General features: G+C 60.8%; 21 protein-coding genes. 10 read left to right on the forward strand and 11 right to left on the reverse strand.

The window, feature by feature from the left end; all coding sequences use genetic code 11:
- Position 1: 1 nt before the first annotated feature.
- Positions 2-910 carry a DMT family transporter gene (locus F2982_RS18640; RefSeq protein ID WP_130278165.1) on the reverse strand — a complete coding sequence of 303 codons (909 nt, stop codon included), beginning with the start codon at positions 908-910 and terminating at the stop codon, positions 2-4.
- A gap of 248 nt (positions 911-1158) precedes the next feature.
- On the opposite strand from F2982_RS18640, the gene F2982_RS18645 reads away from it, so the two are divergent.
- On the forward strand, positions 1159-1350 hold the full coding sequence (locus F2982_RS18645) for a hypothetical protein (RefSeq protein WP_130278166.1): 192 nt from the start codon (positions 1159-1161) through the stop codon (positions 1348-1350).
- 26 nt (positions 1351-1376) lie between these two features.
- Here F2982_RS18645 and moaA read toward each other — a convergent pair whose 3' ends face one another.
- On the reverse strand, positions 1377-2423 hold the full coding sequence (gene moaA, locus F2982_RS18650; RefSeq protein WP_203428724.1) for a GTP 3',8-cyclase MoaA: 1047 nt from the start codon (positions 2421-2423) through the stop codon (positions 1377-1379).
- A gap of 134 nt (positions 2424-2557) precedes the next feature.
- Between moaA and F2982_RS18655 the strand changes: the two genes are divergently transcribed.
- Both F2982_RS18655 and F2982_RS18660 read left to right on the forward strand, forming a co-directional pair.
- Positions 2558-2932: a DUF971 domain-containing protein gene (locus F2982_RS18655; RefSeq protein WP_203428725.1), complete on the forward strand. Its 375-nt coding sequence runs from the start codon at positions 2558-2560 to the stop codon at positions 2930-2932.
- Between the two features lie 26 nt (positions 2933-2958).
- On the forward strand, positions 2959-4149 hold the full coding sequence (locus tag F2982_RS18660; protein WP_203428726.1) for a low temperature requirement protein A: 1191 nt from the start codon (positions 2959-2961) through the stop codon (positions 4147-4149).
- A 6-nt stretch (positions 4150-4155) separates the two neighbouring features.
- Here F2982_RS18660 and F2982_RS18665 read toward each other — a convergent pair whose 3' ends face one another.
- The gene (locus F2982_RS18665) at positions 4156-4623 is read right to left on the reverse strand and encodes a MarR family transcriptional regulator (protein ID WP_203428727.1); all 468 of its coding nucleotides are present in this window, start codon (positions 4621-4623) and stop codon (positions 4156-4158) included.
- Between the two features lie 45 nt (positions 4624-4668).
- Here F2982_RS18665 and F2982_RS18670 point away from each other — a divergent pair, with 45 nt between their 5' ends.
- Both F2982_RS18670 and F2982_RS18675 read left to right on the forward strand, forming a co-directional pair.
- On the forward strand, positions 4669-5619 hold the full coding sequence (locus F2982_RS18670) for an alpha/beta fold hydrolase (RefSeq protein WP_203428728.1): 951 nt from the start codon (positions 4669-4671) through the stop codon (positions 5617-5619).
- Between the two features lie 49 nt (positions 5620-5668).
- Positions 5669-6280, forward strand: a complete 612-nt coding sequence (locus F2982_RS18675; RefSeq protein ID WP_203428729.1) for a pyridoxamine 5'-phosphate oxidase family protein — start codon at positions 5669-5671, stop codon at positions 6278-6280.
- 24 nt (positions 6281-6304) lie between these two features.
- On the opposite strand, the gene F2982_RS18680 is transcribed toward F2982_RS18675, so the two are convergent.
- The 4 genes from F2982_RS18680 to fumC form a co-directional block, all read right to left on the reverse strand.
- On the reverse strand, positions 6305-7372 hold the full coding sequence (locus F2982_RS18680) for a diguanylate cyclase (RefSeq protein ID WP_130278173.1): 1068 nt from the start codon (positions 7370-7372) through the stop codon (positions 6305-6307).
- A 369-nt stretch (positions 7373-7741) separates the two neighbouring features.
- Positions 7742-9349 (reverse strand): fumarate hydratase, encoded by a 1608-nt coding sequence (locus tag F2982_RS18685; protein ID WP_203428730.1) that lies wholly within the window; start codon positions 9347-9349, stop codon positions 7742-7744.
- 149 nt (positions 9350-9498) lie between these two features.
- Positions 9499-10611 (reverse strand): porin, encoded by a 1113-nt coding sequence (locus F2982_RS18690; protein WP_203428731.1) that lies wholly within the window; start codon positions 10609-10611, stop codon positions 9499-9501.
- Between the two features lie 513 nt (positions 10612-11124).
- A complete protein-coding gene (gene fumC, locus F2982_RS18695; RefSeq protein WP_203428732.1) occupies positions 11125-12516 on the reverse strand; it encodes a class II fumarate hydratase in 1392 nt (463 codons plus the stop codon).
- A gap of 393 nt (positions 12517-12909) precedes the next feature.
- On the opposite strand from fumC, the gene F2982_RS18700 reads away from it, so the two are divergent.
- Positions 12910-14784, forward strand: a complete 1875-nt coding sequence (locus tag F2982_RS18700) for a L,D-transpeptidase family protein (protein ID WP_112716611.1) — start codon at positions 12910-12912, stop codon at positions 14782-14784.
- Positions 14785-14848: 64 nt separating this feature from the next.
- On the opposite strand, the gene F2982_RS18705 is transcribed toward F2982_RS18700, so the two are convergent.
- On the reverse strand, positions 14849-15556 hold the full coding sequence (locus F2982_RS18705; RefSeq protein WP_203428733.1) for an HAD family hydrolase: 708 nt from the start codon (positions 15554-15556) through the stop codon (positions 14849-14851).
- Between the two features lie 195 nt (positions 15557-15751).
- Between F2982_RS18705 and rpiA the strand changes: the two genes are divergently transcribed.
- The 3 genes from rpiA (at position 15752) to gor (ending at position 18606) form a co-directional block, all read left to right on the forward strand.
- The gene (rpiA, locus tag F2982_RS18710; protein ID WP_203428734.1) at positions 15752-16450 is read left to right on the forward strand and encodes a ribose-5-phosphate isomerase RpiA; all 699 of its coding nucleotides are present in this window, start codon (positions 15752-15754) and stop codon (positions 16448-16450) included.
- A gap of 17 nt (positions 16451-16467) precedes the next feature.
- Positions 16468-17103 carry a DUF2059 domain-containing protein gene (locus tag F2982_RS18715; protein ID WP_112716605.1) on the forward strand — a complete coding sequence of 212 codons (636 nt, stop codon included), beginning with the start codon at positions 16468-16470 and terminating at the stop codon, positions 17101-17103.
- A gap of 117 nt (positions 17104-17220) precedes the next feature.
- On the forward strand, positions 17221-18606 hold the full coding sequence (gene gor, locus F2982_RS18720; RefSeq protein ID WP_203428735.1) for a glutathione-disulfide reductase: 1386 nt from the start codon (positions 17221-17223) through the stop codon (positions 18604-18606).
- Positions 18607-18609: 3 nt separating this feature from the next.
- Here gor and F2982_RS18725 read toward each other — a convergent pair whose 3' ends face one another.
- A complete protein-coding gene (locus F2982_RS18725) occupies positions 18610-19908 on the reverse strand; it encodes a TadE/TadG family type IV pilus assembly protein (protein ID WP_246777479.1) in 1299 nt (432 codons plus the stop codon).
- A 301-nt stretch (positions 19909-20209) separates the two neighbouring features.
- On the opposite strand from F2982_RS18725, the gene F2982_RS18730 reads away from it, so the two are divergent.
- Positions 20210-21583, forward strand: a complete 1374-nt coding sequence (locus F2982_RS18730; RefSeq protein ID WP_112716599.1) for a 3-deoxy-7-phosphoheptulonate synthase class II — start codon at positions 20210-20212, stop codon at positions 21581-21583.
- A 49-nt stretch (positions 21584-21632) separates the two neighbouring features.
- On the opposite strand, the gene F2982_RS18735 is transcribed toward F2982_RS18730, so the two are convergent.
- Both F2982_RS18735 and F2982_RS18740 read right to left on the reverse strand, forming a co-directional pair.
- On the reverse strand, positions 21633-23360 hold the full coding sequence (locus F2982_RS18735; protein WP_203428736.1) for a pilus assembly protein TadG-related protein: 1728 nt from the start codon (positions 23358-23360) through the stop codon (positions 21633-21635).
- On the reverse strand, positions 23361-23783 hold the full coding sequence (locus F2982_RS18740) for a TadE/TadG family type IV pilus assembly protein (protein WP_112716595.1): 423 nt from the start codon (positions 23781-23783) through the stop codon (positions 23361-23363).
- Positions 23784-23865 lie beyond the last annotated feature (82 nt).

Here is a 23865-nt window from a genome sequence, read left to right on the forward strand (position 1 = left end):
CTCAGACGGGGCTTCTCGGCTCGGATTCCTGGGCCAGGGGAGCGACGCGGCGCTTGGCCTCACGATAGAAGGTATAGAGGCCGGAAGCTATGACGATCGCCGCACCCGCCAGCGTCCAGGCGTCGGGGACTTCGGCGAAGAAGATGAAGCCGAGCAGGCCCGAGAAGATCAGGCTCGTATAGCGGAAGGGCGCGACGAAGGAGACTTCGCCGGTGCGCATGGCGGTGATCACGGACTGGTAGCCGATCAGCACGAGGACCGATGCCATCAGCAGGTGAGACAGCGCCGTCAGCGACGGTGTATGCCATCCACCGAGCGCTGGCATCAGCAGGGCACCGAAGAAGGCGACGGTGATCGCGGTGACCACGGTCACCATCAGCGAGGGGATTTCAGGATCGATCGAGCGGGTCGCGAGGTCACGGCCGGCTGTCGTCAGCACGCTGGCGACGCAGAGGAGGGCGGCCGGGGTGAAGCCTTCCGGGCCGGGGCGGATGATGATCATCACGCCGATCAGGCCGACAAGGATCGCCGACCAGCGGCGCCAGCCGACCGGCTCACGGAAGAACAGGGCCGCACCGAAGGTGACCACCAGCGGCAGCGACTGCAGGATCGCCGAGGCATTGGCGATCGGCATCATGCCGAGCGCGGTGATGTAGGTGACGGCAGCCAGCATCTCGCAGAGGACGCGCAGGATGATGATCGGCTTCAGGATGATCGTCCAGGAGCGGAGCGCGCCCATCTTACGGGCAATCAGGTAGATCAGGATGCTGGTGAACAGGCCGCGGATGAACATGATCTCGCCAGCGTTCATATCGCCGATGACGGATTTTGAGAGCGCGTCGCTGGCCGAAAAACCGGCCATGGCCATGCTCATGTAGATTGCGCCCTGGGTATTGCGAGACCGCGGCATGCGAAGAGATTCCCGATAGTTCTGAGGCCCTTGTAGAAGGGAACCGGCGGGAATGAAATCGATTGCAAGCCACAGTCTGCATAAATCGATTGCGCAGCGCACAAATTAGCGGCAGCCATTTCAAACTGTTCGAGAACGAACAGATGGGCGTTGCCGGACGGATCTTTTGAACAAACGCGATCGCGTGGCGTTCACCACAGTAAGTAAGCTGCGCCGTGCGCGGCTGGTGAACCCGAAGGGAGATCCCCATGCCGACAGAAATTCCCAATCCCGCCGAAACGCCCCGCGGCCCCACACCTGCTCCCGGTGTTCCCGATCGCGTGCAGGAAAAGCCGCCGCTGACGCCGGCTCAGGACCCTGCAGACAACAAGAACCCCAACGACCCGACACCGCCCGATCCGGCACTATTGCCGATCGGCGATCCGGCCGGTGCGGCCTGAACGGTTGATCTAATTGGAAAGGGAAGTCACCCGCCGGTGACGCTCATATGGCGAGCGACGGCGGGTTTCTTGTGCGTGCGGTCGATGATGAAATCGTGGCCCTTGGGCTTGCGAGTGATGGCTTCGTCGATCGCGGCATAGAGGAGGCCGTCGTCTTCGGTGGCGCGCAGCGCGGAGCGCAGGTCTGCGGCGTCATTCTGGCCGAGGCACATGTAGAGCGTGCCGGTGCAGGTGAGGCGGACGCGGTTGCAGCTCTCGCAGAAATTATGGGTCATCGGGGTGATGAAGCCGAGGCGACCGCCAGTCTCGGCGACCTCGACATAGCGCGCCGGGCCGCCGGTCTTGTAGCCGATATCCTCAAGCGTGAACTGCTTTTCGAGCGAGGCGCGAAGCTCCGACAGGGGCAGATACTGATCGGTGCGGTCTTCATCGATCTCGCCCATCGGCATCGTCTCGATGACGGTCAGGTCCATGCCGCGGCCGTGGGCGAAGCGCAGCATGCCGGGAATCTCGTCCTCGTTGAAGCCTTTCAGCGCCACCGCATTCAGCTTGATCTTCAGCCCCGCCTTCTGCGCGGCATCGATGCCTTCCATGACCTTTGAAAGCTCACCCCAGCGCGTCACCTTGCGGAACTTGTCGGGGTCGAGCGTGTCGAGCGAGACGTTGATGCGGCGTACGCCGCAATCATAGAGCTCTTCGGCATGGCGGGCGAGCTGCGAGCCGTTGGTGGTCAGGGTCAGCTCCTCAAGACCGGTGCCAACCTGTTTTCCGAGCTCGCGGATCAGGAACATGATGTTCTTGCGCACCAGCGGCTCCCCGCCTGTCAGGCGGATCTTGCGCACGCCCTTGGCAATGAAGGCGGAACAGAGCCGGTTCAGCTCTTCCAGCGTCAACAGATCCTTCTTCGGCAGAAAGGTCATGTTTTCGGCCATGCAATAGGTGCAGCGGAAATCGCAGCGATCGGTCACGGAGACGCGCAGATAGGAGACGGCCCGTCCGAACGGGTCGATCATCGGGCTTGCATCCGCCACGAGCGGTGCAGCGCTTCCTATCGTACCGACATTGCTGTTCACGAATACCTCCGCAGTCATGCTAATGTGGTCATATGTGACTGTGCCGTCAAGGTAAACGGCACAGATGCACGGCAAATTGAGCTTGCCAGAAAATGCGGCTTTGCCTACTCAACAAAGGCGAACGGAGAGCATCAATGAGCGACATTTGGCCCACCGAACTCAGGGTTTCCAAAGACCGGCAGCGGCTTGCCGTGACTTTTAACGACGGTCAGAGCTTCGATCTGTCTGCAGAAATGCTGCGCGTGCTCTCGCCTTCGGCCGAAGTGCAGGGGCATGGGCCGGGGCAGAAGGTCACCGTGCCGGGCAAGCGCAACGTCGCGATCATCTCGATGACGCCGACCGGAAACTATGCCGTGCGCATCGGCTTCGACGACATGCATGATACCGGCATCTTCACCTGGACCTATCTGCGGGAACTCGGCGAGCGGGGCGTTGAGCTGTTTGCCGGTTACGAAAAGGAACTGGCCGAGAAGGGCATGAGCAGGGACGTCTCGGCGCAGCCGCGCTGATTGAGCAACAGCCATAGGGGGCATTGATGGCAGGGACGACAGTGAGAAACTGGCTGCGGGCAAAAGGCAGCCCGGGCAGCAGCAAGGTGACCTTCCTCGAGCTGTTCTTCGACCTTGTCTTCGTCTTCTCGATCTCGCAGCTTTCCCATGCGCTCGCCGCTCACTATTCGCTGCTCGGCGCGGCGGAAGCGGCGCTGATGACCTTTGCCGTCTGGTGGATGTGGATATTTACCGCCTGGGTGACCAACTGGCTCGATCCTGAAAAGATGCCGGTTCGCGCCATGCTGATCGTACTGATGCTGCTCGGCCTGGTCCTGTCGTCCTCGATCCCTGAAGCCTTCGGCGACAAGGGGCTGCTGTTTGCCGGCGCTTACGTTCTGATGCAGGTAGGCCGGTCGGTCTTCACCGCCTATGCCGTCCGCCATTCGAGCCATTCGAACTATCTCAACTTCACCCGCATCAGTATCTGGCTCGCCGTAGCCGGTGTGTTCTGGATCGCCGGTGGTCTGCTGGAGCATGAGGCGCGGCTGATTGCCTGGGTGATTGCGCTGGCGATCGAATATGCCGGTCCGGCCTCGGGCTTCTTCGTGCCGGGGCTCGGTAAGTCGTCGACCGCCGACTGGGACGTCTCGGGCGCCCATATGGCAGAGCGTTGTGCGCTGTTCATCATCATCTGCCTCGGGGAGGCAGTGCTGGTGTCCGGCCGGACCTTCTCGGAAATGCCGTTCTCGCCGATGACCGGGCTGGTGCTCGTCACCAGCTTCGCGTCGACGGTGGCGATGTGGTGGCTCTATTTCCGCTTCGGCCACGAGCGGGCCGCTCACCGCATCGAGCACGAGGCGAAGCCGGGCAGTATGGCGCGGCAGGCCTTCACCTACGCGCATATCCCGATCCTGGCCGGTATCATCGTCGATGCCGTTGCCGTCGAGTTCATCTTCTCGCATCCGCATGAGGTCGGCGATCTCGGCATTGCCGCTGTCATCCTCGGCGGATCCGGCCTGTTTCTGGCGGGCAATCTCTGGTTCAAGGGCGCCACCAGCGGCAAGGCGCCGCTCTCGCATCTCGCAGGCATCGTGCTTCTGATCCTGCTGACCTTCCTGGTGCCGGCTGTGGAGATCTATGTCTTGGGTATTCTGGCGGCGCTGGTTCTCGTCATCGTCGTAGCCTGGGAGTACCGGTCGCTCGGTTCTGCGGCACCGGCCCCCACACTGCATTAGCGCCGGTCAGTCCTCGTCCTTCAGGTCATTCTGCAGGAGCGCGATGATGCGCTCCATCGAATCGGCCATCGCCATGCATTGCTCCAGCGGCTCGTCCGTCAGCATGCGGTCGATGAGGCCGGTCTGGATCACCATGGCCTTTTCGGTCAGCACGCGGCCCTCGGCGGTCAGATAGAGCCGCAGTACGCGCTTGTCGCGGTCGTCGCCCCGGCGCTCGATCAGGCCGCGCTTTTCCATCTGCGGCAGCAGCATGCTCATGTTGGAGCGGCCGACCAGCAGCTTACGCGCCAGATCCTGCTGCGTCAGGCCTTCGAAGCGGTAGAGATTGATCAGAATATCGAGATGCGGCGTCTTGATATCGAGCTCTGCAAGCGAGCGACCGAGCGATTGCTGCATCAGCTGACAGGCGCGGGCGACGGCGATCCAGCTGCGAAAACGCGGATGATCCCAGGGTAGGGATTGATTTTTGTTCATCGTTGTACTTTATTGTTCAGTGTTGAACATTATCGGATTCCCACTATGGCAAAGTTTGCGCTTGGCGTCACCCGCCTCGGATTTACCGCGCTGCAGGCACTTTCACCCCGCCTTGCAGGCGAGGCGGCATTCCGCCTCTTCTGCAGGACGCCGCCTCAGCGCCCGCAGGGCGCCAAGGCGAAGGCGGCGCATGCGGTGGGTATGGACTGGCTGAAGAATGCCGAATGGATCGAACTGCCGCTTGCTGGCGGCAAGCGTGCGGCGGTCTTCCGGATCAACGGCGGCGCTCTCGGCAAGCGAAACCGTTACCTCGTGACCCATGGCTGGGGATCCGGCATGGCCTATATGGCCGATCTGATTGCGCATCTCGCGAAGGATGGAGCCGAAGTCATCGGCCTCGACTTCCCGGGACACGGTCTCTCCAGGGGGCGCTTCCTGCATATGGGGCTCGCCGTCGAGGCGATCGCGGCTGCGCAGGAGCGCTTTGGTGCCTTCGACGCGGCGATCGGCCATTCCTTCGGCGGCGCGGCACTGATGGTCTCGGCAACCGGGATCCTGCCGCATATGCGGCCGATCGAGGTGGAGAAAATCGTCACGATCGGTTCGCCGAGCGAAATGGCGTGGCTCTTCACCGATTTCGGCAGGATGATCGGGCTCGGCAAGGCGGCTCAGGCGGTGCTGGAAGGCAAGGTCGGCAGGATCACCGGGCGGCAGCTTGCGGATTTCGATGTCGCGAAACCGGCGGGACGGTTGAGAGCGCAGGTGCTGACGATCCATGCGGAAGACGACAAGGAAGTTGGAGCGCATCATGCACGGCGCTATCAGGCGGCTGGGGACGCGGTCCGGGTCTTCTGGGCCAACGGTTTCGGCCACCGGCGCATCATCGGCGCCAAGCCGGTGCTTGACGAGATCGAGGCTTTCCTCGGCGATCGACAGGGCGAGGGCGCCGAGATTGTTTCCTTTGTCGAGCTTCCTGTCCGGCGCGCGTCATTGTAGCGTCATGTTAGGCGGCTAATTGCCGTCCGGTAGAGATGGCGGGACGATCATGAAAATCATCAGCACGGTGGAAGAGCTCAGCGAAATCTACGCCGGTGGCCTGTCGCAGGCTTCCGTCGCGAAGGTGACGAAGGCGCTGACGCCGCTTTATCGCCAGATGATCGAGGCCTCGCCGTTCATGGCGCTCGCCACCGTCGGCCCCGAAGGGCTCGATTGCTCTCCGCGCGGTGACATCGGCGGCGTTGTCCGGATTATCGACGACAAGACGATCCACCTGCCCGACTGGCGCGGCAACAACCGCGTCGATTCCCTCTTGAATATCGTGCGCGATCCGCGGCTGGCGCTGATGTTCCTGGTGCCGGGATCGAACACGACGATGCGGATCAACGGGCACGGCGTGGTGTCCAACGACGACAGCCTGCTTTCGAGCTTCGAGATGGACGGCAAGCATCCGCGCACCGTCGTCGTCATCACCATCGATGAGGTCTATTTCCAGTGTGCACGGGCGCTGATGCGCTCGCAGCTGTGGAACCCGGAGAATTTCGTCGATCCGGCCAGCCTGCCGACGCCCGGCATGATGTTGAAGGTGGCGACAGAAGATTTCGACCACGAGACATACGACCGCGAATGGGCGGGACGTGCGGCGAAGACGATGTGGTAATGAGCGTCACCAGATGGTGACGCGTCAGGCCTTGTAGATCAGCCAGCTCTTGGTGAAGTCCTTCTGCATGCCATCCTCATAGACGACGCTGCAGTTGCGGCCGGCATGCTTGGCGCCGTAGAGGGCGATGTCAGTCTTGTAATAGAGCTCGCCGGCATCCTCGGCGTGGGACGCCATGCAGACGCCCATCGACACCGTGACCGGGCCATAATTGACCCGCGTGCGGGAGTTCTTGAAGGGGGTTGCTTCCAGCGTCCGGCGGATGCGCTCGGACATGGCGACGACCTCTTCCTGGGTATTGCCGTCAATGATCAGCGCGAATTCCTCGCCGCCGGTGCGCGCGACGAAGACATCGCGGCGGACATTGGCGCGGATGACCGATGCAACGGTCGCCAGGATCTTATCACCAACCGGATGGCCGTAGGTGTCGTTGATCTTCTTGAAGTTATCGATGTCGGCAAGCACCAGGGCAGTCACCGGCTTGAGCGCCGCGTTGTCGAAAACGGCGGCGAGGCGGTCGTCGAAGGCGCGGCGGTTGGAAAGGCGGGTCAGCGAGTCGGTGTTGGCGATGCGCTTGTACTCGTCGAGCTCCTTGCGGACCTGGTCCATTTCCTGCGAGCGCTGGGCGACATTCTCGACGGTGCGTTCGCCGTGGGCCATCGTATCGCCGGTTGCCTGGGTCAGGAGGTTGATGGCGTTTTCGAGGAGGTCGACGCTGGTCGTGTTCTTGGTGTTGATGCGGCGGTAGGTTTCGCCGAGCAGCTTGTTGTAGCTTTCGAGAGAGGTCTGCTCCTGGCGGAGAACCCTCAGCAGGCCCTCGAGTTCGGCGGCGATGCGGGTGTGGACATCATCGAAGACGCGCGCCGGGGAGTGGCAGAAATATTGTGCGCCGAGCTCATCCAGTTCTTCCTGCGTCGCCTGATTGCCGAGCGCTGCGAGGTCGCGGGTGAGGGCGGGATTGGAGCCGATATAGGCTTCGTAGAAGAGTTCGTAATTGCGCGGGATTGGCGCGACGCCCATCGAACGCATGGCAAAAGTGATCTGGCCTGCGACATCCGGGATCTGCGCTTTCTGCGCTGCAGCCGTATTCATCCGGCATACTCCTCAAGGAATTAGAAAAGCAATCTTCTATTGGCTAGCTTAAATTCGTTGGGAAACAATTAAGACGATATATACCAACGATTACATGTGATTATTCTGGTTGTATATTCCGGAAATACTATGGCATTGAAAATGCTAGAAAATCTGAGAAATATTCACACCCATGGGTGTCTTCCGCGTGACGGCGGTTGAAATTTTCGTGGAAAATCTCTGAAAAAATTTGCATAACCGTGTTCTTATTTCATTGACGGCGGCCATCGAAATGGCCGCGCTTCTGTGAACACGGTTCTGCCTAAAGCGTCAGTGACGCGCAGCCATCGGCTTCCGAAGGCGCGTCGGAAGCCGATGATTGGCATTGTCTTAACCCAGATTGAGTTCCTGGAAGAAGTCGTTGCCCTTGTCGTCGATGACGATGAAGGCGGGGAAGTCTTCGACCTCGATCTTCCAGACGGCTTCCATGCCAAGCTCCGGATATTCGAGAACCTCGACCTTCTTGATGCAATCCTGCGCCAGACGGGCGGCCGGGCCGCCGATCGAGCCGAGATAGAAGCCGTTGTGCTTCTTGCAGGCTTCGCGGACGGCGCGCGAGCGGTTGCCCTTGGCGAGCATCACCATCGAGCCGCCGAAGGACTGGAACTGATCGACGTAGGAGTCCATGCGGCCGGCGGTGGTCGGGCCGAAGGAGCCGGAGGCATAGCCTGCCGGGGTCTTTGCCGGGCCGGCGTAATAGACCGGGTGGTTTTTCATGTAATCCGGCATGCCTTCGCCATTTTCCAGGCGTTCGCGGATCTTCGAATGCGCGAGGTCGCGGGCGACGATGATCGTGCCGGTCAGCGACAGCCGGGTCTTGACCGGGTGCTTGGAAAGTTCGGCGAGGATATCGGCCATCGGCTGGTTCAGGTCGATGCGGACCATCGATTCCGACAGCTTGGATTCGTCGATCTCAGGCATGTATTTCGACGGATCGGTTTCGAGCTGCTCGACGAAGATGCCGTCGCGGGTGATCTTGCCCTTCGCCTGGCGGTCGGCGGAACAGGAGACACCGAGGCCGATCGGCAGCGAGGCGCCGTGGCGGGGCAGGCGGATGACGCGCACGTCATGACAGAAATACTTGCCGCCGAACTGGGCGCCGACGCCCATCTGCTGCGTCAGCTTGTGGATTTCCTTTTCCATCTCGATGTCGCGGAAGGCATGGCCGCTTTCGGAGCCTTCGGTCGGCAGGTCGTCGAGATAGCGGGTGGAAGCGAGCTTCACCGTCTTGAGATTCATCTCGGCGGAAGTGCCGCCGATGACGATCGCAAGATGGTAGGGGGGACAGGCTGCCGTACCGAGTGTGAGGATCTTCTCCTTAAGGAAGTCGATCATCCGGTCATGTGTCAGGAGCGAGGGCGTGCCCTGATAAAGGAAGGTCTTGTTCGCCGAGCCGCCACCCTTGGCGACGAACAGGAAGTCGTAGCTGTCGGTGCCTTCCTCGTAGATGTCGATCTGGGCCGGGAGATTGTTCTTGGTGTTCTTTTCCTCGAACATCTTGATCGGCGCCAGCTGCGAATAGCGCAGGTTCTTCTTCTCATAGGCGTCGAGAACACCCCTTGAGAGTGCTGCGGTGTCACCGCCTTCCGTCCAGACGCGGCGGCCCTTCTTGCCCATGATGATCGCCGTGCCGGTATCCTGGCACATCGGCAGGACGCCGCCCGCAGCGATATTGGCGTTCTTCAATAGGTCATAGGCGACGAAGCGGTCGTTGTCGGTCGCCTCAGGGTCGTCGAGGATGGAAGCCAGCTGCTTTAGGTGGCCCGGGCGCAGCAGATGGTTGATATCGGCAAAGGCAGTCTCCGCCAGCAGCCGGATGCCCTCCGGCTCGACCGTCAGGATGTCCTGACCCTTGAAGCTGTCGACAGAGACATGGTCGCTGCTGATCTTGCGGTATTGCGTGGTGTCTTTGCCGAGCGGAAAGAGATCGTCAGCCATCGGAGACCTTTCAAATGGGCTAGTTTGGAAGCGATCTAAATCCGGGCGCATGGAAATGCAATGCGGTCCGGGCGCCCATCGGTTCGGTCGCGGCAAAAAGCCCGCCCGGCAGAGCCGGACGGGCCTCGATCCGAAGGAGTCAGATCAGATTAGAATGCACGCTGCAGGCGGAAGAAGCCCTGGACGAAGTCCGTGTCTTCAGCTGCATCGTGGTCACGCTTGACGTAGGTCGCAGCGAACTTGGACGAGAGGTTTTCTGCGATCTGGTAGTCAATGGTCACGCCAGCGCGCCATTCGTTGCCCGACTCGTACTCGCCATTCACCGCGTCGATGTTCTTCGTGTACTGAACACCGGGGGTGAACGTCAGCTTGTCCGTAGCCTTAACAGCATACTGGGCTGCAACCGACCATTCACCCTTGGTGAAGTAGTTGCTTACACCGCTCGACCAGATGCCAGCGATGCCGAAGGTGCCAGGACCAATCGGGGCGCCGAGCTTGACGCGAACTGCGCCGTCCTTGTTGTCGACATCGTAGCCTGCGAGTACTTCGTAGGTTACGTCGCCAACCTTGCCACCAACTGCGGCGTCGATGCCGAGATTGTTGCCGCCGTGGACGTCGGTTTCACCCGGGTCGTTGAAGTCGCCGTCGCCGTTGAAGTCAACCTGGGTCGTAACCGGGGTAAGTTCTTCGAGAGCGATACCAGCGTAGAAGCTGCCATCTTCGTACTGGTAACGGATCGTGTTGAAGCTCGTCGTGCCCGAGTTGGTCACGTCGAACTCGCCCGAGAAGTCGTTATCCCACCAGTTGAGGATCTTACCGACGCGCAGGCCAGCGATGTCGATATAGGCCTGGTCCATAGACATGGCGTTCTGGGCGCCGCCCAGGCTGGCGCTATCAACGCCGCCGATGCCGTTCGGACGGTAGTTGTACTGGTATACGATGACACCCGTCAGCGTGCCGTACTCGGTGTCGCTCTTGGCGTTGAACTGAACCTGACCGCGGGTACGGACGTTCCAGTCTTCGAGGCCGCCGTTTTCGAAGCCTTCGCCGAAGCCGTAGTTGACGTCGAAACGGATGTAGCCGTTGATCTTGAGGCAGGTTTCGGTGCCCGGGATGTAGAAGTAGCCGGTGCCGTAAGCGTCGCAGACGCGAACGTATTCGACGGCTTCCGGTTCAGCGGCGACGATGGCGTCTGCGGCGTGAGCGCCGGAAACTGCTGCGAGAGCCGCAGCGGAGCCAAGGAGAAGGCTCTTGATGTTCATGGATAACCTCCAATTCAAAGTTTCGATTGGACCGGGATTTTTTGCCAACGGCATTCCCTCTCCCGGACCTTGTTTTTGAGAAGAAGGTGGCATGCCCCCGACTTCGAGGCGGTGGGTACAGGGCAAACCAAACGTCAAAATTACAAGTTTGTCACAAGGCGTTGTAAAGTATCGATGTTGCGTATTTATCACGCGTTCATATATATAAACGTCAACGTACAGTAATATACTTAACTATAGGTGGTATATCATAAGTTTATAATGAATCTTTATGTTGAGTTTGTATTTCGTTATATATTGTTATACTGCGCGAGAATGCGAATCTTAATCTTATTTTTTAAAGTTGGCGCGGTTTTATACATACGTCATGGTGTCGCGTTAGACACGCCGCCGGGCAAACCCAAGGCCCGTTTATGCCGGGAAAAACGGCGAAAGGCTCGCGAAGTGACCTCCGCGAGCCTTTCTTGTCTGGGCGTTCAGCCGTGTTGCTGCGTCAGCGAATCGCGCCTGCGCTTATTTCGGACCGATCATCTGTTCGGGGCGGACGACGGCGTCGTATTGCTCGGCGGTGACCAGGCCGCTGGCGAGAGCCTCCTCCTTTAGCGTCGTGCCGTTCTTGTGGGCGGTCTTGGCGATCTTGGCGGCGTTGTCGTAGCCGATGGTTGGGGCGAGTGCGGTCACCAGCATCAGCGAGCGTTCCAGTCCGGCCTTGATATTGTCTTCGCGCGCCTCGATGCCGACGACGCAATTGTCGGTGAAGGAGACCGCGGCGTCACCGAGCAGCTGAACCGACTGCAGGAAATTATAGGCCATCATCGGATTGTAGACGTTGAGCTCGAAATGGCCCTGGCTGTCGGCGAAGGTCAGTGCCGCGTGATTGCCGAAGACGTGGATGCAGACCTGGGTCAGCGCTTCGCACTGGGTAGGATTGACCTTGCCCGGCATGATCGACGAACCCGGTTCGTTTTCCGGCAGCGCCAGTTCGCCGAGACCGGCGCGCGGGCCGGAACCGAGCAGGCGGATGTCGTTGGCGATCTTGAAGAGTGCGGCGGCAGCGGCGTTGATGGCGCCATGGCTGAAGACCATGCTGTCATGCGAGGCCAGCGCCTCGAACTTGTTCGGCGCGGTCACAAAGGGCAGGTGGGTGATTCCCGCAATTTCCCCGGCCACCTTTTCGGCGAAGCCAACCGGCGCGTTAAGGCCGGTGCCGACGGCAGTGCCGCCCTGGGCGAGTTCGCAGAGGCCAGGAAGGGTCATCTCGATGCGCTTGATCGCCGATCCTACCTGCGCCGCGTAGCCCGAAAATTCCTGGCCGAGCGTCAGCGGGGTCGCGTCCTGCGTATGCGTGCGGCCGATCTTGATGATGTGGTTGAATTCGACGACCTTCATGTCGAGCGCCGCATGAAGGTGCTTCAGCGAGGGCAGCAGATGGTGGGCGATCTGCTCCGCGCAGGCGATGTGCATTGCCGTCGGATAGGTGTCGTTCGATGACTGACTCATATTGACGTGATCGTTCGGATGGACGGGCTTCTTCGAGCCCATCTCGCCGCCGAGCATTTCGATTGCCCGGTTGGAGATCACTTCATTGGCATTCATGTTGGATTGCGTGCCCGAACCGGTCTGCCAGACGACGAGCGGGAAGTGGTCGTTGAGCTTGCCGTCGATAACTTCCTGCGCCGCATCGGTGATCGCCTTGCCGATCGCGGGGTCGAGCTGGCCGAGCTCGACATTGACGCGGGCGGCCGCCTGCTTGACGATGCCGAGCGCCCGGACGATCGACAGCGGCTGCTTTTCCCAGCCGATCTTGAAGTTTCCGAGCGAGCGCTGTGCCTGCGCGCCCCAGTAACGGTCGCTCGCCACTTCGATCGGGCCAAAGGTGTCTGTTTCGGTACGGGTCGCGCTCATGGCTGTCGCCTTCCTCTCGCTGACTTAAGGATGCGCGTCTTATATGCCTGCCAACGGCGCAAGAAAACTGGTTGCGGTGCTAAAACATGAAGGTGTTTTTCATGTTTTAGACCCTTCGTGACGTGGCATTTGGGACACGGCCGGAATTTTATACCAAACGGCGGGAAAAACGGCCTTTGGCGCCGGTGCGAAATTGAGTAAAAAATTAACTAATAATTTCATAATTTTGTGTGAACTGCCTGGCGTCGCTGCTTCGGGTTACGTCACGCAAAGTTGAGTCGTCCGGCGCTGGCGGCGCAGGCCGGATTCTGCCAATGAGCAGATAGCCAGGCGGTACGAATTTGAATGGGCTTTGCCCCGCCAAGACAGCATGACACTGGGACTGGAAAAAGCATGACATCGTTTTTCAAGGGTGCGGTCTCCGCACTGGCACTTTCCTGCGGCTTTGCGGCTCTCGCTGCACCCGCGCATGCCTATACGCTGATGGACATGATCCGTGGCGACCGGCAGCGCACCCAGAGCACGATCATCGATCCTTCCAATCCGGCGCAGATGCCGACGATGCAGCCGCCGGTCAACGCGCCGCTGCCGAAGGTGACCGCACCGACCTATTATACCTATAAGCCGGACCCGATGCGTCTGGTGAACACGGCAAAGTTTGCGGATCCGGTCGTAACCGGTGCCGTCGTCGATGCGTCCGCAACGTCAGGCGACCAGTCGGGCGTTCAGCGGCGCTATCTCGCCGATGCCAAGGTTCGCGCTGACGCCAATGTCGCGAAGTCGCTGGAAACCTATTACGGCGATACCAAGAACCCGCTGGTCTGGGTGACCGGCACCGAAGTCAACGATCGCGCCAAGGCAGCCATGGGCTTCCTGGCAAACGCCGGCACCGTCGGCCTCGACCCGGCCGATTACGCTGTCAACCTTCCGGCTGCCGATCCGGCCAATCCGGACCCGACGGTTCGCGATCACGCGCTGACGCAGTTCGAGCTCGAGCTTTCGTCTAAGGTTCTGGCCTATGTTCAGGACACCGTGCGCGGCCGCATCGATCCGAACAAGCTGTCCGGCTATCACGATTTCAAGCGCAAGGTCGTCAATCTCGATCCGGTACTGAAGCTTGCCCGGATGAGCCCGGATGTCGGCGCCTATCTCGCCAGCCGCAGCCCGGATGGACGCGAGTTCGACATCCTGAAGAAGGAACTTGCCAAGCTGAAGGCTGAAGGCGGCGATCAGGAGCAGATCACCATCTCGCTCAGCGGTCTGCTGCGCCCGGGCGACAGCTCGCCTGAAGTTGCCAACATCGTCAAGGCTGTCGGCAAGCATGGTTCTGAAGCGCTGAAGACCCAGCATGCGGCGATGCTTGCCGCTTACACCGGCGCTCCCGAATATTCGCCCGACGTCGTGTCGCTGGTCGAAGACTTCCAGAAGGAGCATGGCCTGAAGCCTGACGGCGTCATCGGCCAGGCGACCGTCCGCGTCATGACCGGCGGCGACAGCAATACGGCAAAGATCAACAAGCTCGTCGTGGCCATGGAACAGGCCCGCTGGCTGCCGGAAGATCTCGGCCCGCGCTACGTGATGATCAACCAGCCGGCCTTCATGGTCTATTACCACAACGACAACAAGGAACAGCTGTCGATGCGGGTGGTGGTCGGCCAGCCGTCGCACCAGACGTTCTTCTTCGAAGACCAGATCCAGACGGTCGAGTTCAACCCGTTCTGGGGCGTTCCGCAGTCGATCATCATCAACGAGATGCTGCCGAAGCTGCGCGCCGACCCGAACTATCTCGACCGCATGGGCTATGAAGTCGCCGTCAACGGCCGCGCCGTTCCGTCGTCCAGCGTCGACTGGTACGGCTCGACGTCCAACGTTTCCGTGCGCCAGCCACCGAGCGGTGACAATGCTCTCGGCGAACTGAAGATCCTGTTCCCGAACGTCCATGCGATCTACATGCATGACACGCCGCAGCGCAGCTTCTTCAAGCGTGACATGCGCGCGCTCAGCCACGGCTGCGTCCGTCTTGCCGATCCGCGTGCGATGGCGGCTGCCGTGCTGAACACGACGGTCGACGATGTCGCCAAGCAGATCGCCGGCGGCCAGAACAAGGCCGTGTCCGTGCCGCAGCGGATCCCGATCTATATCGCCTACTTCACGGCCTGGCCGAACAAGGACGGCAATGTTGAATATTTCAACGACGTCTATGATCGCGATACCTACACGATGAAGGCCTTCGACATCACCAGCAAAGCGCGTGGCGCTCAGATCTGAGCCGCCAGGTAATTATGAAAAAGGCGGCCGGTGGCCGCCTTTTTTGTTTGCTCTGATCGCCGGCTCAGACAGCCTGTGCAGCCTTGTTGCTTGCCGCGTAATCGCGGATCAACGCGTCGGCGAAATCGGGTGTCAGCTCATCGAAATGCTGGATGATCCGGGTGGGCTCCAGGCTTTCGATCGGCACATCCGAATAACCGAAGGGGACGCCGATCGAGGCGACAGCGGCGTTCTTGGCAACGGCGATGTCGTTGAAGCTGTCGCCGACCATGATGCTGCGCTCGGGCGTGCCGCCGGCCTTTTCGATCGTCCCGAGCAGGTGGCGGGCGTCGGGCTTGCGGACCGGGAAGGTATCGCCGCCGGTGATCGCTGCGAAATAATGCGTGAGGCCGAGCGCGTCGATCAGCGTGCGCGCCAGTGATTCCAGCTTGTTGGTGCAGACGGCGAGCGTGAAGCCGTTTGCCTTAAGAGTGTCCATCGCGGCGATCAGGCCCGGATAGGGTTTGGTGTGGCCGGGCATGGTCGAGCTGTAATGCGCGATGAAGCGCTGCAGCAGCGGCCCGGACTCGTCTTCGGTCAGCGGATGGCCGTGCAGCTTGCAGGCGCGCTCGATCATCACCTTGGCGCCGTGGCCGACGAGATGGGTGAGGTCGTCATAGCTGACCGGCGCAAGGCCGATGGAGGCAATCGTGTGGTTCAGGCTGTTAATGAGATCGGCATGCGTGTCGAGCAGCGTGCCGTCGAGATCGAATACGACAAGGGCAGGGGTCAAAGTCTATTGCCTCTTCATGAAATGCTGATGGTCCGGAGTAGGGTAAGGAGGCCGGAAAAGCAACGCCAAGACTAGCTTTTGGCGGGTGGGCGCGGATGCTTCTGCTTTTCAGTTTGCTACGGTTATTTTGGCTTTCGTTTGGCAAACGAGCCGTGTAAACAGCACATCCAACGAAACAATCGGAGTAAGCGGCGCATGGATGCCCGCGAAATGAAGATCAAGGCCGCCGAGGTGGCGCTGACCCATGTGGAAAGCGGCATGCGCCTCGGAATCGGTACGGGGAGCACTGCGGAGGAATTCGTCCGGCTGCTGGCGGAAAAGGTCGCCGGCGGCTTCAAGGTCGAAGGCGTTCCGACATCCGAACGCACGGCGCGGCTCTGCGTCGAACTCGGCGTTCCCCTGAAATCGCTCGACGAACTGCCGGAGCTCGACCTGACGATCGATGGCGCCGACGAGGTCGATGGTGCCTTGCGGCTTATCAAGGGCGGCGGCGGTGCGCTGCTGCGCGAAAAGATCGTCGCTGCCGCGTCCGGGCGTATGGTCGTCATTGCCGACGAGAGCAAGCTGGTCGAGACGCTCGGTTGCTTCCCGCTGCCGATCGAAGTCAATCCTTTCGGCCTCGTTTCGACGCGCATGGCGATCGAAAAGGTTGCAAGCAAGCTCGGTCTGACGGGTGGTCTGTCGCTGCGCCGTTCCGGCGACGGCGATTTCATGACGGATGGCGGCCATCACATCATCGATGCATCATTTGGCCGTATTCCTGATGCAGAGGCGCTCTCGAGCGAGCTGAACTCGATACCCGGTGTCGTTGAGCACGGGCTTTTTCTCAATATGGCGGCACTTGCGATCATTGCTGGTCCTTCCGGTGCACGCACGCTGCAGGCGAACAGATAACAGGAGCACTGAAACTCATGAAGAAATTTGCAGGTCTTGGCCGTATCGCCGCTGCGACCGTTATTCTCTCCAGCTTCGCTTTCGGTACCGCCGTCAAGGCTCAGGAAGTTACGGACGAGCAGCTGAAGGCAGCGCGCGCGGCAATCGCTGCGATCGGCGCCACCGCTCAGTTCGACAACATCCTGCCGGGCCTCGCCGAACGCCTGAAGGCCGGTCTGATCCAGGATTCGCCGAACTACGAAGACCAGATCTCGCAGACGGTCGATGCGACGGCGCTTGCTCTGGCGCCGCGCCGCGCCGATCTCGAAAAGGAAGCCGCAACCAACTACGCCAAGGCCTTCACGGTTGAAGAGCTGAAGGCAATTGCCGATTTCTACAGCTCCGACGTCGGCAAGAAGCTGCTCAAGGACGGCCCGATCGCTTCGCGCGAAACCAACCGCGCCGCAGACATCTGGGCACAGGGCATTGCCCGCGATCTGCAGAAAAATGCCAGCGACGAGCTGAGCAAGGTCATCAAGGTCGAGCCGGTCCAGCTCGATACGCCGGCTGCAGCACCGGCCGATGCCCCGGCCGCCCAGGCGCCTGCAAAGGCTCCGGCCAAGGCTCCTGCAAAGGCTCCGGCACCGGCCCTGAACCTGCAGACCCCGCAATAAGCATCTTCACAATCCGCATGATGAAAGCCCGGCTCGCGCCGGGCTTTTGTTTTGGCGGCGACCGATACTATATGCAGGGTCATTGTCCCTCCCGATTCCCAAACGGAGCATTCCCCCATGTCCTCATATGATTACGACCTCTTCGTCATTGGTGGCGGTTCGGGAGGCGTAAGAGGCGCGCGCGTCGCCGCCTCGCTCGGCAAGAAGGTGGCGATCGCCGAGGAATATCGCTACGGCGGCACCTGCGTCATCCGCGGCTGCGTGCCGAAGAAGCTGTTCGTCTATGCCTCGCAGTATCATGAGCATTTCGAGGATGCGGCCGGTTTTGGCTGGACGGTCGGCGAGAGCAGCTTCGACTGGAAGAAGCTGATCGCCGCCAAGGACGTCGAGATCGCCCGGCTTGAAGGTCTCTACAAGAAGGGCCTCTCGAATGCGAATGCCGAGATCCTCGAAACGCGCGCCGAACTGATCGATCGCCATACGGTGCGACTCGTCAAGACTGGGCAGACGGTGACGGCGAAGACGATCGTGATTGCGACCGGTGGCCGCCCGAATGAACACAAGGCGCTTCCCGGGTACGAGCTCTGCATTTCCTCCAACGAGGCCTTCCATCTCGAAGAGCTGCCGAAGTCGATCGTCATTGCCGGCGGCGGCTATATCGCTGTCGAATTCGCCAATGTCTTCCATGGCCTCGGCGTCGAGACGACGCTGATCTATCGCGGCGCGGAGATCCTGTCGCGCTTCGACCATGACCTGCGCCGCGGCCTGCATGAGGCGATGGTCGCCAAGGGGATCCGCATTCTCTGCCATGACGTGATCGAGAAGGTTTCGAAGGGCGCCGACGGCCTTGTCGTCGAAACGAAGAACAACGGTACGCTGAATGCCGGCGTGGTGATGCTGGCGCTTGGCCGCGATCCGAACACTGAGGGCCTTGGTCTCGAAGCAGCGGGCGTCAAGACCGATGCGCGCGGCGCCATCGTTGTCGACGAATATTCGCGCACCAGCGTCGACAACATCTACGCGCTCGGCGATGTCACCGACCGGGTACAGCTGACGCCGGTGGCGATCCACGAGGCAATGTGCTTCATCGAGACCGAATACAAGAACAACCCGACCAAGCCGGATCACGAGACGATCGCGACCGCCGTCTTCTCGCAGCCCGAAATCGGCACCGTCGGCCTGACGGAAGAGGCGGCGGCCAAGACCTACAAGGAAATCGAGGTCTACCGCGCGCAGTTCCGGCCGCTGAAGGCGACGTTGTCAGGCCGCGGCGAGAAGATGCTGATGAAGCTGATCGTCGATGCAGCCAGCCGCAAGGTGATCGGGGCGCACATCCTCGGTCACGACGCCGGCGAAATGGCGCAGATCCTCGGTATCACGTTGAAGGCTGGATGCACCAAGGACGATTTCGACCGCACAATGGCGGTTCATCCGACAGCGGCGGAAGAGCTCGTCACCATGTATGCGCCGAGCTACCGCATCGTCGACGGCCAGAAGGTCTGACGGTCAGCTGGTGATCCGCGGCATGCGGATCACCTTCAGGAAAAGCGCGTTCATCGCCTGGGCGATACCATCGGTTGGCGTCACCTCGAAATAGAGGCCGGGCGAGGCGCATTCTGCCATCTTGGTCGGGATCTGGCTCTGGAAGGGCTTGATCCAGCTATTGTACCAGCTGTTGTTCGGCAGGGGCAGGTAGGTGGTGTAGAGCACGGCGATCTTGATGCCCTTGTCCTTCAGCGGCTTGCAGAAGGAAGTGTCGATCGGCTCTTGGCAGCGGCCGCCCGTCGTCGCCTTGGTGCAGGTGCTTGGCTTGTAGCTGTCGCCGACGCCATCGGAAACGAAGAACAGGATCTTCTGCGGCTGGGTCTGCGTGTTGCCATCGCCCTGATCGCCGATGATCGTCTTCATCTGCGTCAGCGCATTGTCGAAGCTGGTCTGCTGGTCGTTGTTGTAGCCCTGGTAGGGGATCGACATCAGGTCGACCGCATTGGTGTAGTTCGCCACTTTGTCGAGATCGGTGATCGGGCTGGAGATCGTCGTCAGGTTGGCGTCCTGGGCGCGCTGGCCGAACGTATAGACACCCATGGAAAACTGATTGTCGCTGACGCGCTGGGTCTTGGCGGTCTGGGTAAGCTGCTGCGTTGCCTGGCGCACGACGTCGATGCGCAGCGTCACGTTGTTCTTCTTGGCGAGATTGTAGTAGCTGTTGGGGTCCTCGACGCCGGCATCGGAGACGACATGGCAGGCGAAGGCGCAGGTATCGGGCGTCTTCTTTTCCATCGTCGCGACATCGGTCGGCGTGGCGCCGACGCCCATCGATGGGGTGTTGTCGAGCAGGATGTAGAAGTTCATGAAGGCGGCGGTCTGGAAGACCGCATTCGCCGTGCCGCTGATGTCGATGGTGTTACGGCCGAAGATCTGCATGAAGGTCGTCGGGACTGAGGCGCTGAAGGTCACCTGCGAGTTCAGCTGATTGGAGACCTTGTTGACCTGGATGTCGACATTGACATTGCTGGCCGTCAGTTCGCCCTGCATCTGCGACATGAAGATGCTGCGGGCATCCGTCTGGCCGACTGTGAGCGTGCCGTCGCCGCTCATGGTCATCGCCTGGGTCACGGCATTGGATTTCTGCGAGATGGCGCCGACGGCGGCGGCGTCTGCAGCGGCGTAGAGCTGCGTGCGCAGGCTCATCGCGTGGCCGTAGTCGATCGCCATGCCGGCCGAGCCAATCAGCGGCACCATGAGCAGCGCCGTCAACATCCCGAAATTGCCAGAGCGATCAGCGAGCAAGCGGCGGGTAAACATGGGGCGCAGCATCCCTCTATAGGCGCGTCGAGGGCCGGCACCGCGCCGGTCCCCTGGATATCGAGGGGTGTTGTAACAGTGAAAGCTAAATCAGCCGCAAAATGATGTGGTATAGTTTGTCTTAACGGCCGGGATTGAAGAGTGGCTGCGGCATTCCTTTATATGCTGCAAAACGTCGTTCTTTGCGCCTGAAACTGTCTGAAACGCCGCTAGGCAAGTCGGACCTAAAGGTTTATAAGCCGCCGTTATTCTCTAGGGACAAAGACGCCGGATGGTGTCCGGCGCAATAAAGGTGAGTAAGATGGCACAGACTTGGACCCCGAGCAGTTGGCGGCAAAAACCGATCCAGCAGGTTCCGGAATATCCGGACGCAGCCGCGTTGGCGGCAACGGAAGCCCAGCTTGCCACCTATCCGCCGCTGGTTTTTGCCGGTGAGGCCCGCCGCCTCAAGAAGCAGCTCGCAAGCGTTGCCAATGGCGATGCGTTCCTGCTGCAGGGCGGCGATTGCGCCGAGAGCTTCGCCGAACACGGCGCCGACAACATCCGCGACTTCTTCCGCGCCTTCCTGCAGATGGCCGTCGTGCTGACCTATGGCGCGCAGCTGCCTGTCGTTAAGGTCGGCCGTATCGCCGGTCAGTTCGCCAAGCCGCGTTCGTCGAACATCGAAACGATGAACGGCGTGTCGCTGCCGAGCTACCGCGGTGACGTCATCAACGGCATCGAATTCACCGAGGAAGCCCGCATTCCGAACCCGGAACGCCAGCTCGACGCCTACCGCCAGTCGGCGGCGACGCTGAACCTGCTGCGCGCCTTCGCGATGGGCGGTTACGCCAATCTCGAAAACGTTCACCAGTGGATGCTCGGCTTCATCAAGGATAGCCCGCAGGCAGACCGCTACCGCAAGCTCGCCGACCGCATTTCCGAAACCATGGACTTCATGAAGGCCATCGGTATCACCGCGGAAAACCAGCCGAGCCTGCGCGAAACGGATTTCTTCACCAGCCACGAAGCGCTGCTGCTTGGCTATGAAGAAGCGCTGACCCGCGTCGACTCCACCTCGGGCGACTGGTACGCGACCTCCGGCCACATGATCTGGATCGGCGACCGCACGCGTCAGCTCGACCATGCGCATGTCGAGTATTTCCGCGGCATCAAGAACCCGATCGGCCTGAAGTGCGGTCCGTCGCTGACGCCTGACAACCTGATCGAGCTCATCGATGCGCTGAACCCGGCCAACGAAGCCGGCCGTCTGACGCTGATCTGCCGTTTCGGCCACGACAAGGTTGCCGACAACCTGCCGAAGCTGATCCGCGCCGTCGAGAAGGAAGGCCGCAAGGTCGTCTGGTCCTGCGACCCGATGCATGGCAACACGATCACGCTCAACCACTACAAGACGCGTCCGTTCGAGCGGATCCTGTCGGAAGTCGAAAGCTTCTTCCAAATTCACCGCGCCGAAGGCACGCATCCGGGTGGCATCCATATCGAGATGACCGGCAAGGACGTCACCGAATGCACCGGCGGCGCCCGCGCCGTGACGGCAGATTCGCTGTCCGACCGCTACCACACGCATTGCGACCCGCGTCTCAATGCCGACCAGGCTCTCGAGCTGGCATTCCTGCTGGCAGAGCGCATGAAGGGCGGCCGCGACGAGAAGCGCATGGCAGCCAGCGCCTGATCTGCTGATATCGTGAATGACGAAAAGCCCGGCTTCGCGCCGGGCTTTTTTATTGCACCAGCACCGATTGCTGGCAGCGGGCGTCGGTGACGCGAATGTCGGCTTCGCCGATCTTGATGCCGAGCATCGACAGCGTGTTGTAGAGCAGCTCATCTAAGGGCTTGGTCAGCCCGGTCAGCGTCTGCGATACCGCCGCTGTCACCGCCTTCGGCGTGCCGAGCGTCAGGGTCAGCAGCTGGACGTCGACTTCAGTATTGCCGAGCAGGCTCTGGACCGTCGAAGTCAGCGTATCCTTGGTCGAGATGTTCTTGATCGCCTTGGCGGCGATATCGGAGGGCTGGAAGGTCAGTTTGCTCTTGTCGAGATTGGTGACGTTGACGTCGGCGATGGCGCTCGCCCTCAGGAGACCGAGGACATCGAGAAGCGTCGCCTTGTTGACGCGCGGCTTGCTGCCGAAATTGGCGAAGGCGCTGGTATCGACGTCGCCGAGGGCGATCTCGGCAACGCCCGGCACCGCCTCGACGCCGACATTGACGTTCTTCGCCCCGCCGCCGAGACACGAGATGCTCGAGAGCCTGGCTTCCGCATAGGCGACCTCGACATAGAGCGGGACGCGCAGTTTCATGCCGCCGATGATGCCGATACCGGGGACGCTGGTTTCGATCGCCAGGCGAATCTGCGGGGTGCGCACGGCCGATCCCGATGTGCCGACCGCATTTGCGGCATAGCCGACGGGCTTTTCGCCGACCGCAAGCGTCAGCTTGACGTTCAGCAGGCCGGGAATGGCGCTGTTGACGTTGGCGGCGACCTGCTTCTTCTGATTGGCCGCGAGCGCCGTTGCGGAGAGGAGCTCCATGACTGTTGCATCGACCTGCAGGTTCGATCCGCTGCCGATTGCCCGTTCGCCGGTACTGCCGAGATTGAGGATATCCTCGAGCTTCACCTTGATCTGCGACGTGCCGAGTGTCTTTTCCAGCGAGCTCAGCGTCTTGTCGATAGCAGCAGGCAGGCCCGGCGTCTTGCCGAGCGTGTTCAGCAGGCGCGGATAGGAGATGTCGGTGGCCAATAGCTCGTCATAGGTGGCGGCGCTGGCATTGATGTTGGTCGCCAGCAGATCGAGGAAGGAGAGCAGGTTGATATCTGTCGATGCGAGGCTTTCGTAGTCGACGGCCTTCAGGCTGATGCTCGTGCCGAGCAGGGCGCCGAGCAGCGCATTGAGAACGCCGTCGTTGATGCTGGCAAGGCGCGAGCCGACGGAAAAGGCGGCGACTTTGGCCGCCGATGCGGTGCCGGCGGCGCTGAGGGTCGGGGCGCTGGCGAAGATATTGGCGAAGGCGAGCTCGCCCTTCTGTGACACTGCAACTTTGACGGCATCGTATGGCTGCTTGCCGGCGACGAAGCGCTGATCGGGTGCAATGGCGAGATCGGCGACGTAGGCGCCGGGCGCATAGCTCACAACAGCCTGGAATTGTGACAGGTCGGCGCCCTTCGGGAGCGTTCCTTTACCGGTCAGGTAGCCGTTCTCGATGGTGACGGCGGCGTCGATGCCGTTGTGCTTAAAATTGGCGAGCAGTTGTTCCGGCGCATGGTTGATATCGGACGCCGCGGCAATGGCGCCGATATCGCTCAACTGCTGCAGGCGGCGCTGCTGCAGCGTCAGCATGCCGTAGTCAATACCCATGCCGAGGGAGTAGACGATCAGGGGCGCGCAGATGGCAGCGCTGATGGCGATGTTGCCGCGGGTGTCGCGGCAAAAGCGCAGGGCATTGAACGGCATTCAGATGCCTCCCATCCGGATGGTCGCGAAGCGCCGGATCATGTGTTCGGGGAGAGGAAAAGTGTAAAGATTCCAGATCGGTAGGTTGTTTGCATCATATTCCGTCGTCACCGTGAACTGGTTGACGTTGCTGGGATCGGTGGTGACGGTGATGTGGATCTTGTCTTTCTGGAGCAGGGGATGATTGAGCGTTGACGAGGTGATGAAATTATCGACCAGCGTTTCGCGCTCCTTCGCCGATAGGCCGGCGACAGCGGTGCGGGCTGCGTCTGCGGTGATCTGCTGAACGGAATGGGCGGCGGTCAAATAGATGGCGTAGGCGATGAGCGTCAGGATGACGAGGAGGAAGATGGGCGCGACAATCGCAAATTCGATGGCGGCGGCGCCTCTTTCATTCGACCGGAAACGGTTGAACACGATCATGTTGGACCTCATGTCAGCTCGGTTGAGCTTCGTCTTATATAAGGCCGCATCTCTTAATTTTAGATTAGCTAATGAACGTGAT

This window comes from Rhizobium sp. BG4 (genome assembly GCF_016864575.1).
In the GTDB taxonomy this organism is placed as follows: Bacteria; Pseudomonadota; Alphaproteobacteria; order Rhizobiales; family Rhizobiaceae; genus Rhizobium.

Excerpts from the sequence above, each read along its gene's own strand:
- F2982_RS18735 (WP_203428736.1), bottom strand. The coding sequence starts at position 23,360 with ATGCCGTTCAATGCCCTGCGCTTTTGCCGCGACACCCGCGGCAACATC.
- F2982_RS18670 (WP_203428728.1), top strand. The coding sequence starts at position 4,669 with ATGGCAAAGTTTGCGCTTGGCGTCACCCGCCTCGGATTTACCGCGCTG.
- F2982_RS18680 (WP_130278173.1), bottom strand. The coding sequence starts at position 7,372 with ATGAATACGGCTGCAGCGCAGAAAGCGCAGATCCCGGATGTCGCAGGC.
- gor (WP_203428735.1), top strand. The coding sequence starts at position 17,221 with ATGTCCTCATATGATTACGACCTCTTCGTCATTGGTGGCGGTTCGGGA.
- F2982_RS18685 (WP_203428730.1), bottom strand. The coding sequence starts at position 9,349 with ATGGCTGACGATCTCTTTCCGCTCGGCAAAGACACCACGCAATACCGC.
- F2982_RS18645 (WP_130278166.1), top strand. The coding sequence starts at position 1,159 with ATGCCGACAGAAATTCCCAATCCCGCCGAAACGCCCCGCGGCCCCACA.
- F2982_RS18675 (WP_203428729.1), top strand. The coding sequence starts at position 5,669 with ATGAAAATCATCAGCACGGTGGAAGAGCTCAGCGAAATCTACGCCGGT.
- F2982_RS18640 (WP_130278165.1), bottom strand. The coding sequence starts at position 910 with ATGCCGCGGTCTCGCAATACCCAGGGCGCAATCTACATGAGCATGGCC.
- F2982_RS18715 (WP_112716605.1), top strand. The coding sequence starts at position 16,468 with ATGAAGAAATTTGCAGGTCTTGGCCGTATCGCCGCTGCGACCGTTATT.
- F2982_RS18655 (WP_203428725.1), top strand. The coding sequence starts at position 2,558 with ATGAGCGACATTTGGCCCACCGAACTCAGGGTTTCCAAAGACCGGCAG.
- rpiA (WP_203428734.1), top strand. The coding sequence starts at position 15,752 with ATGGATGCCCGCGAAATGAAGATCAAGGCCGCCGAGGTGGCGCTGACC.
- F2982_RS18740 (WP_112716595.1), bottom strand. The coding sequence starts at position 23,783 with ATGATCGTGTTCAACCGTTTCCGGTCGAATGAAAGAGGCGCCGCCGCC.
- F2982_RS18665 (WP_203428727.1), bottom strand. The coding sequence starts at position 4,623 with ATGAACAAAAATCAATCCCTACCCTGGGATCATCCGCGTTTTCGCAGC.
- F2982_RS18730 (WP_112716599.1), top strand. The coding sequence starts at position 20,210 with ATGGCACAGACTTGGACCCCGAGCAGTTGGCGGCAAAAACCGATCCAG.
- F2982_RS18660 (WP_203428726.1), top strand. The coding sequence starts at position 2,959 with ATGGCAGGGACGACAGTGAGAAACTGGCTGCGGGCAAAAGGCAGCCCG.
- F2982_RS18690 (WP_203428731.1), bottom strand. The coding sequence starts at position 10,611 with ATGAACATCAAGAGCCTTCTCCTTGGCTCCGCTGCGGCTCTCGCAGCA.
- F2982_RS18700 (WP_112716611.1), top strand. The coding sequence starts at position 12,910 with ATGACATCGTTTTTCAAGGGTGCGGTCTCCGCACTGGCACTTTCCTGC.
- F2982_RS18725 (WP_246777479.1), bottom strand. The coding sequence starts at position 19,908 with ATGTTTACCCGCCGCTTGCTCGCTGATCGCTCTGGCAATTTCGGGATG.
- fumC (WP_203428732.1), bottom strand. The coding sequence starts at position 12,516 with ATGAGCGCGACCCGTACCGAAACAGACACCTTTGGCCCGATCGAAGTG.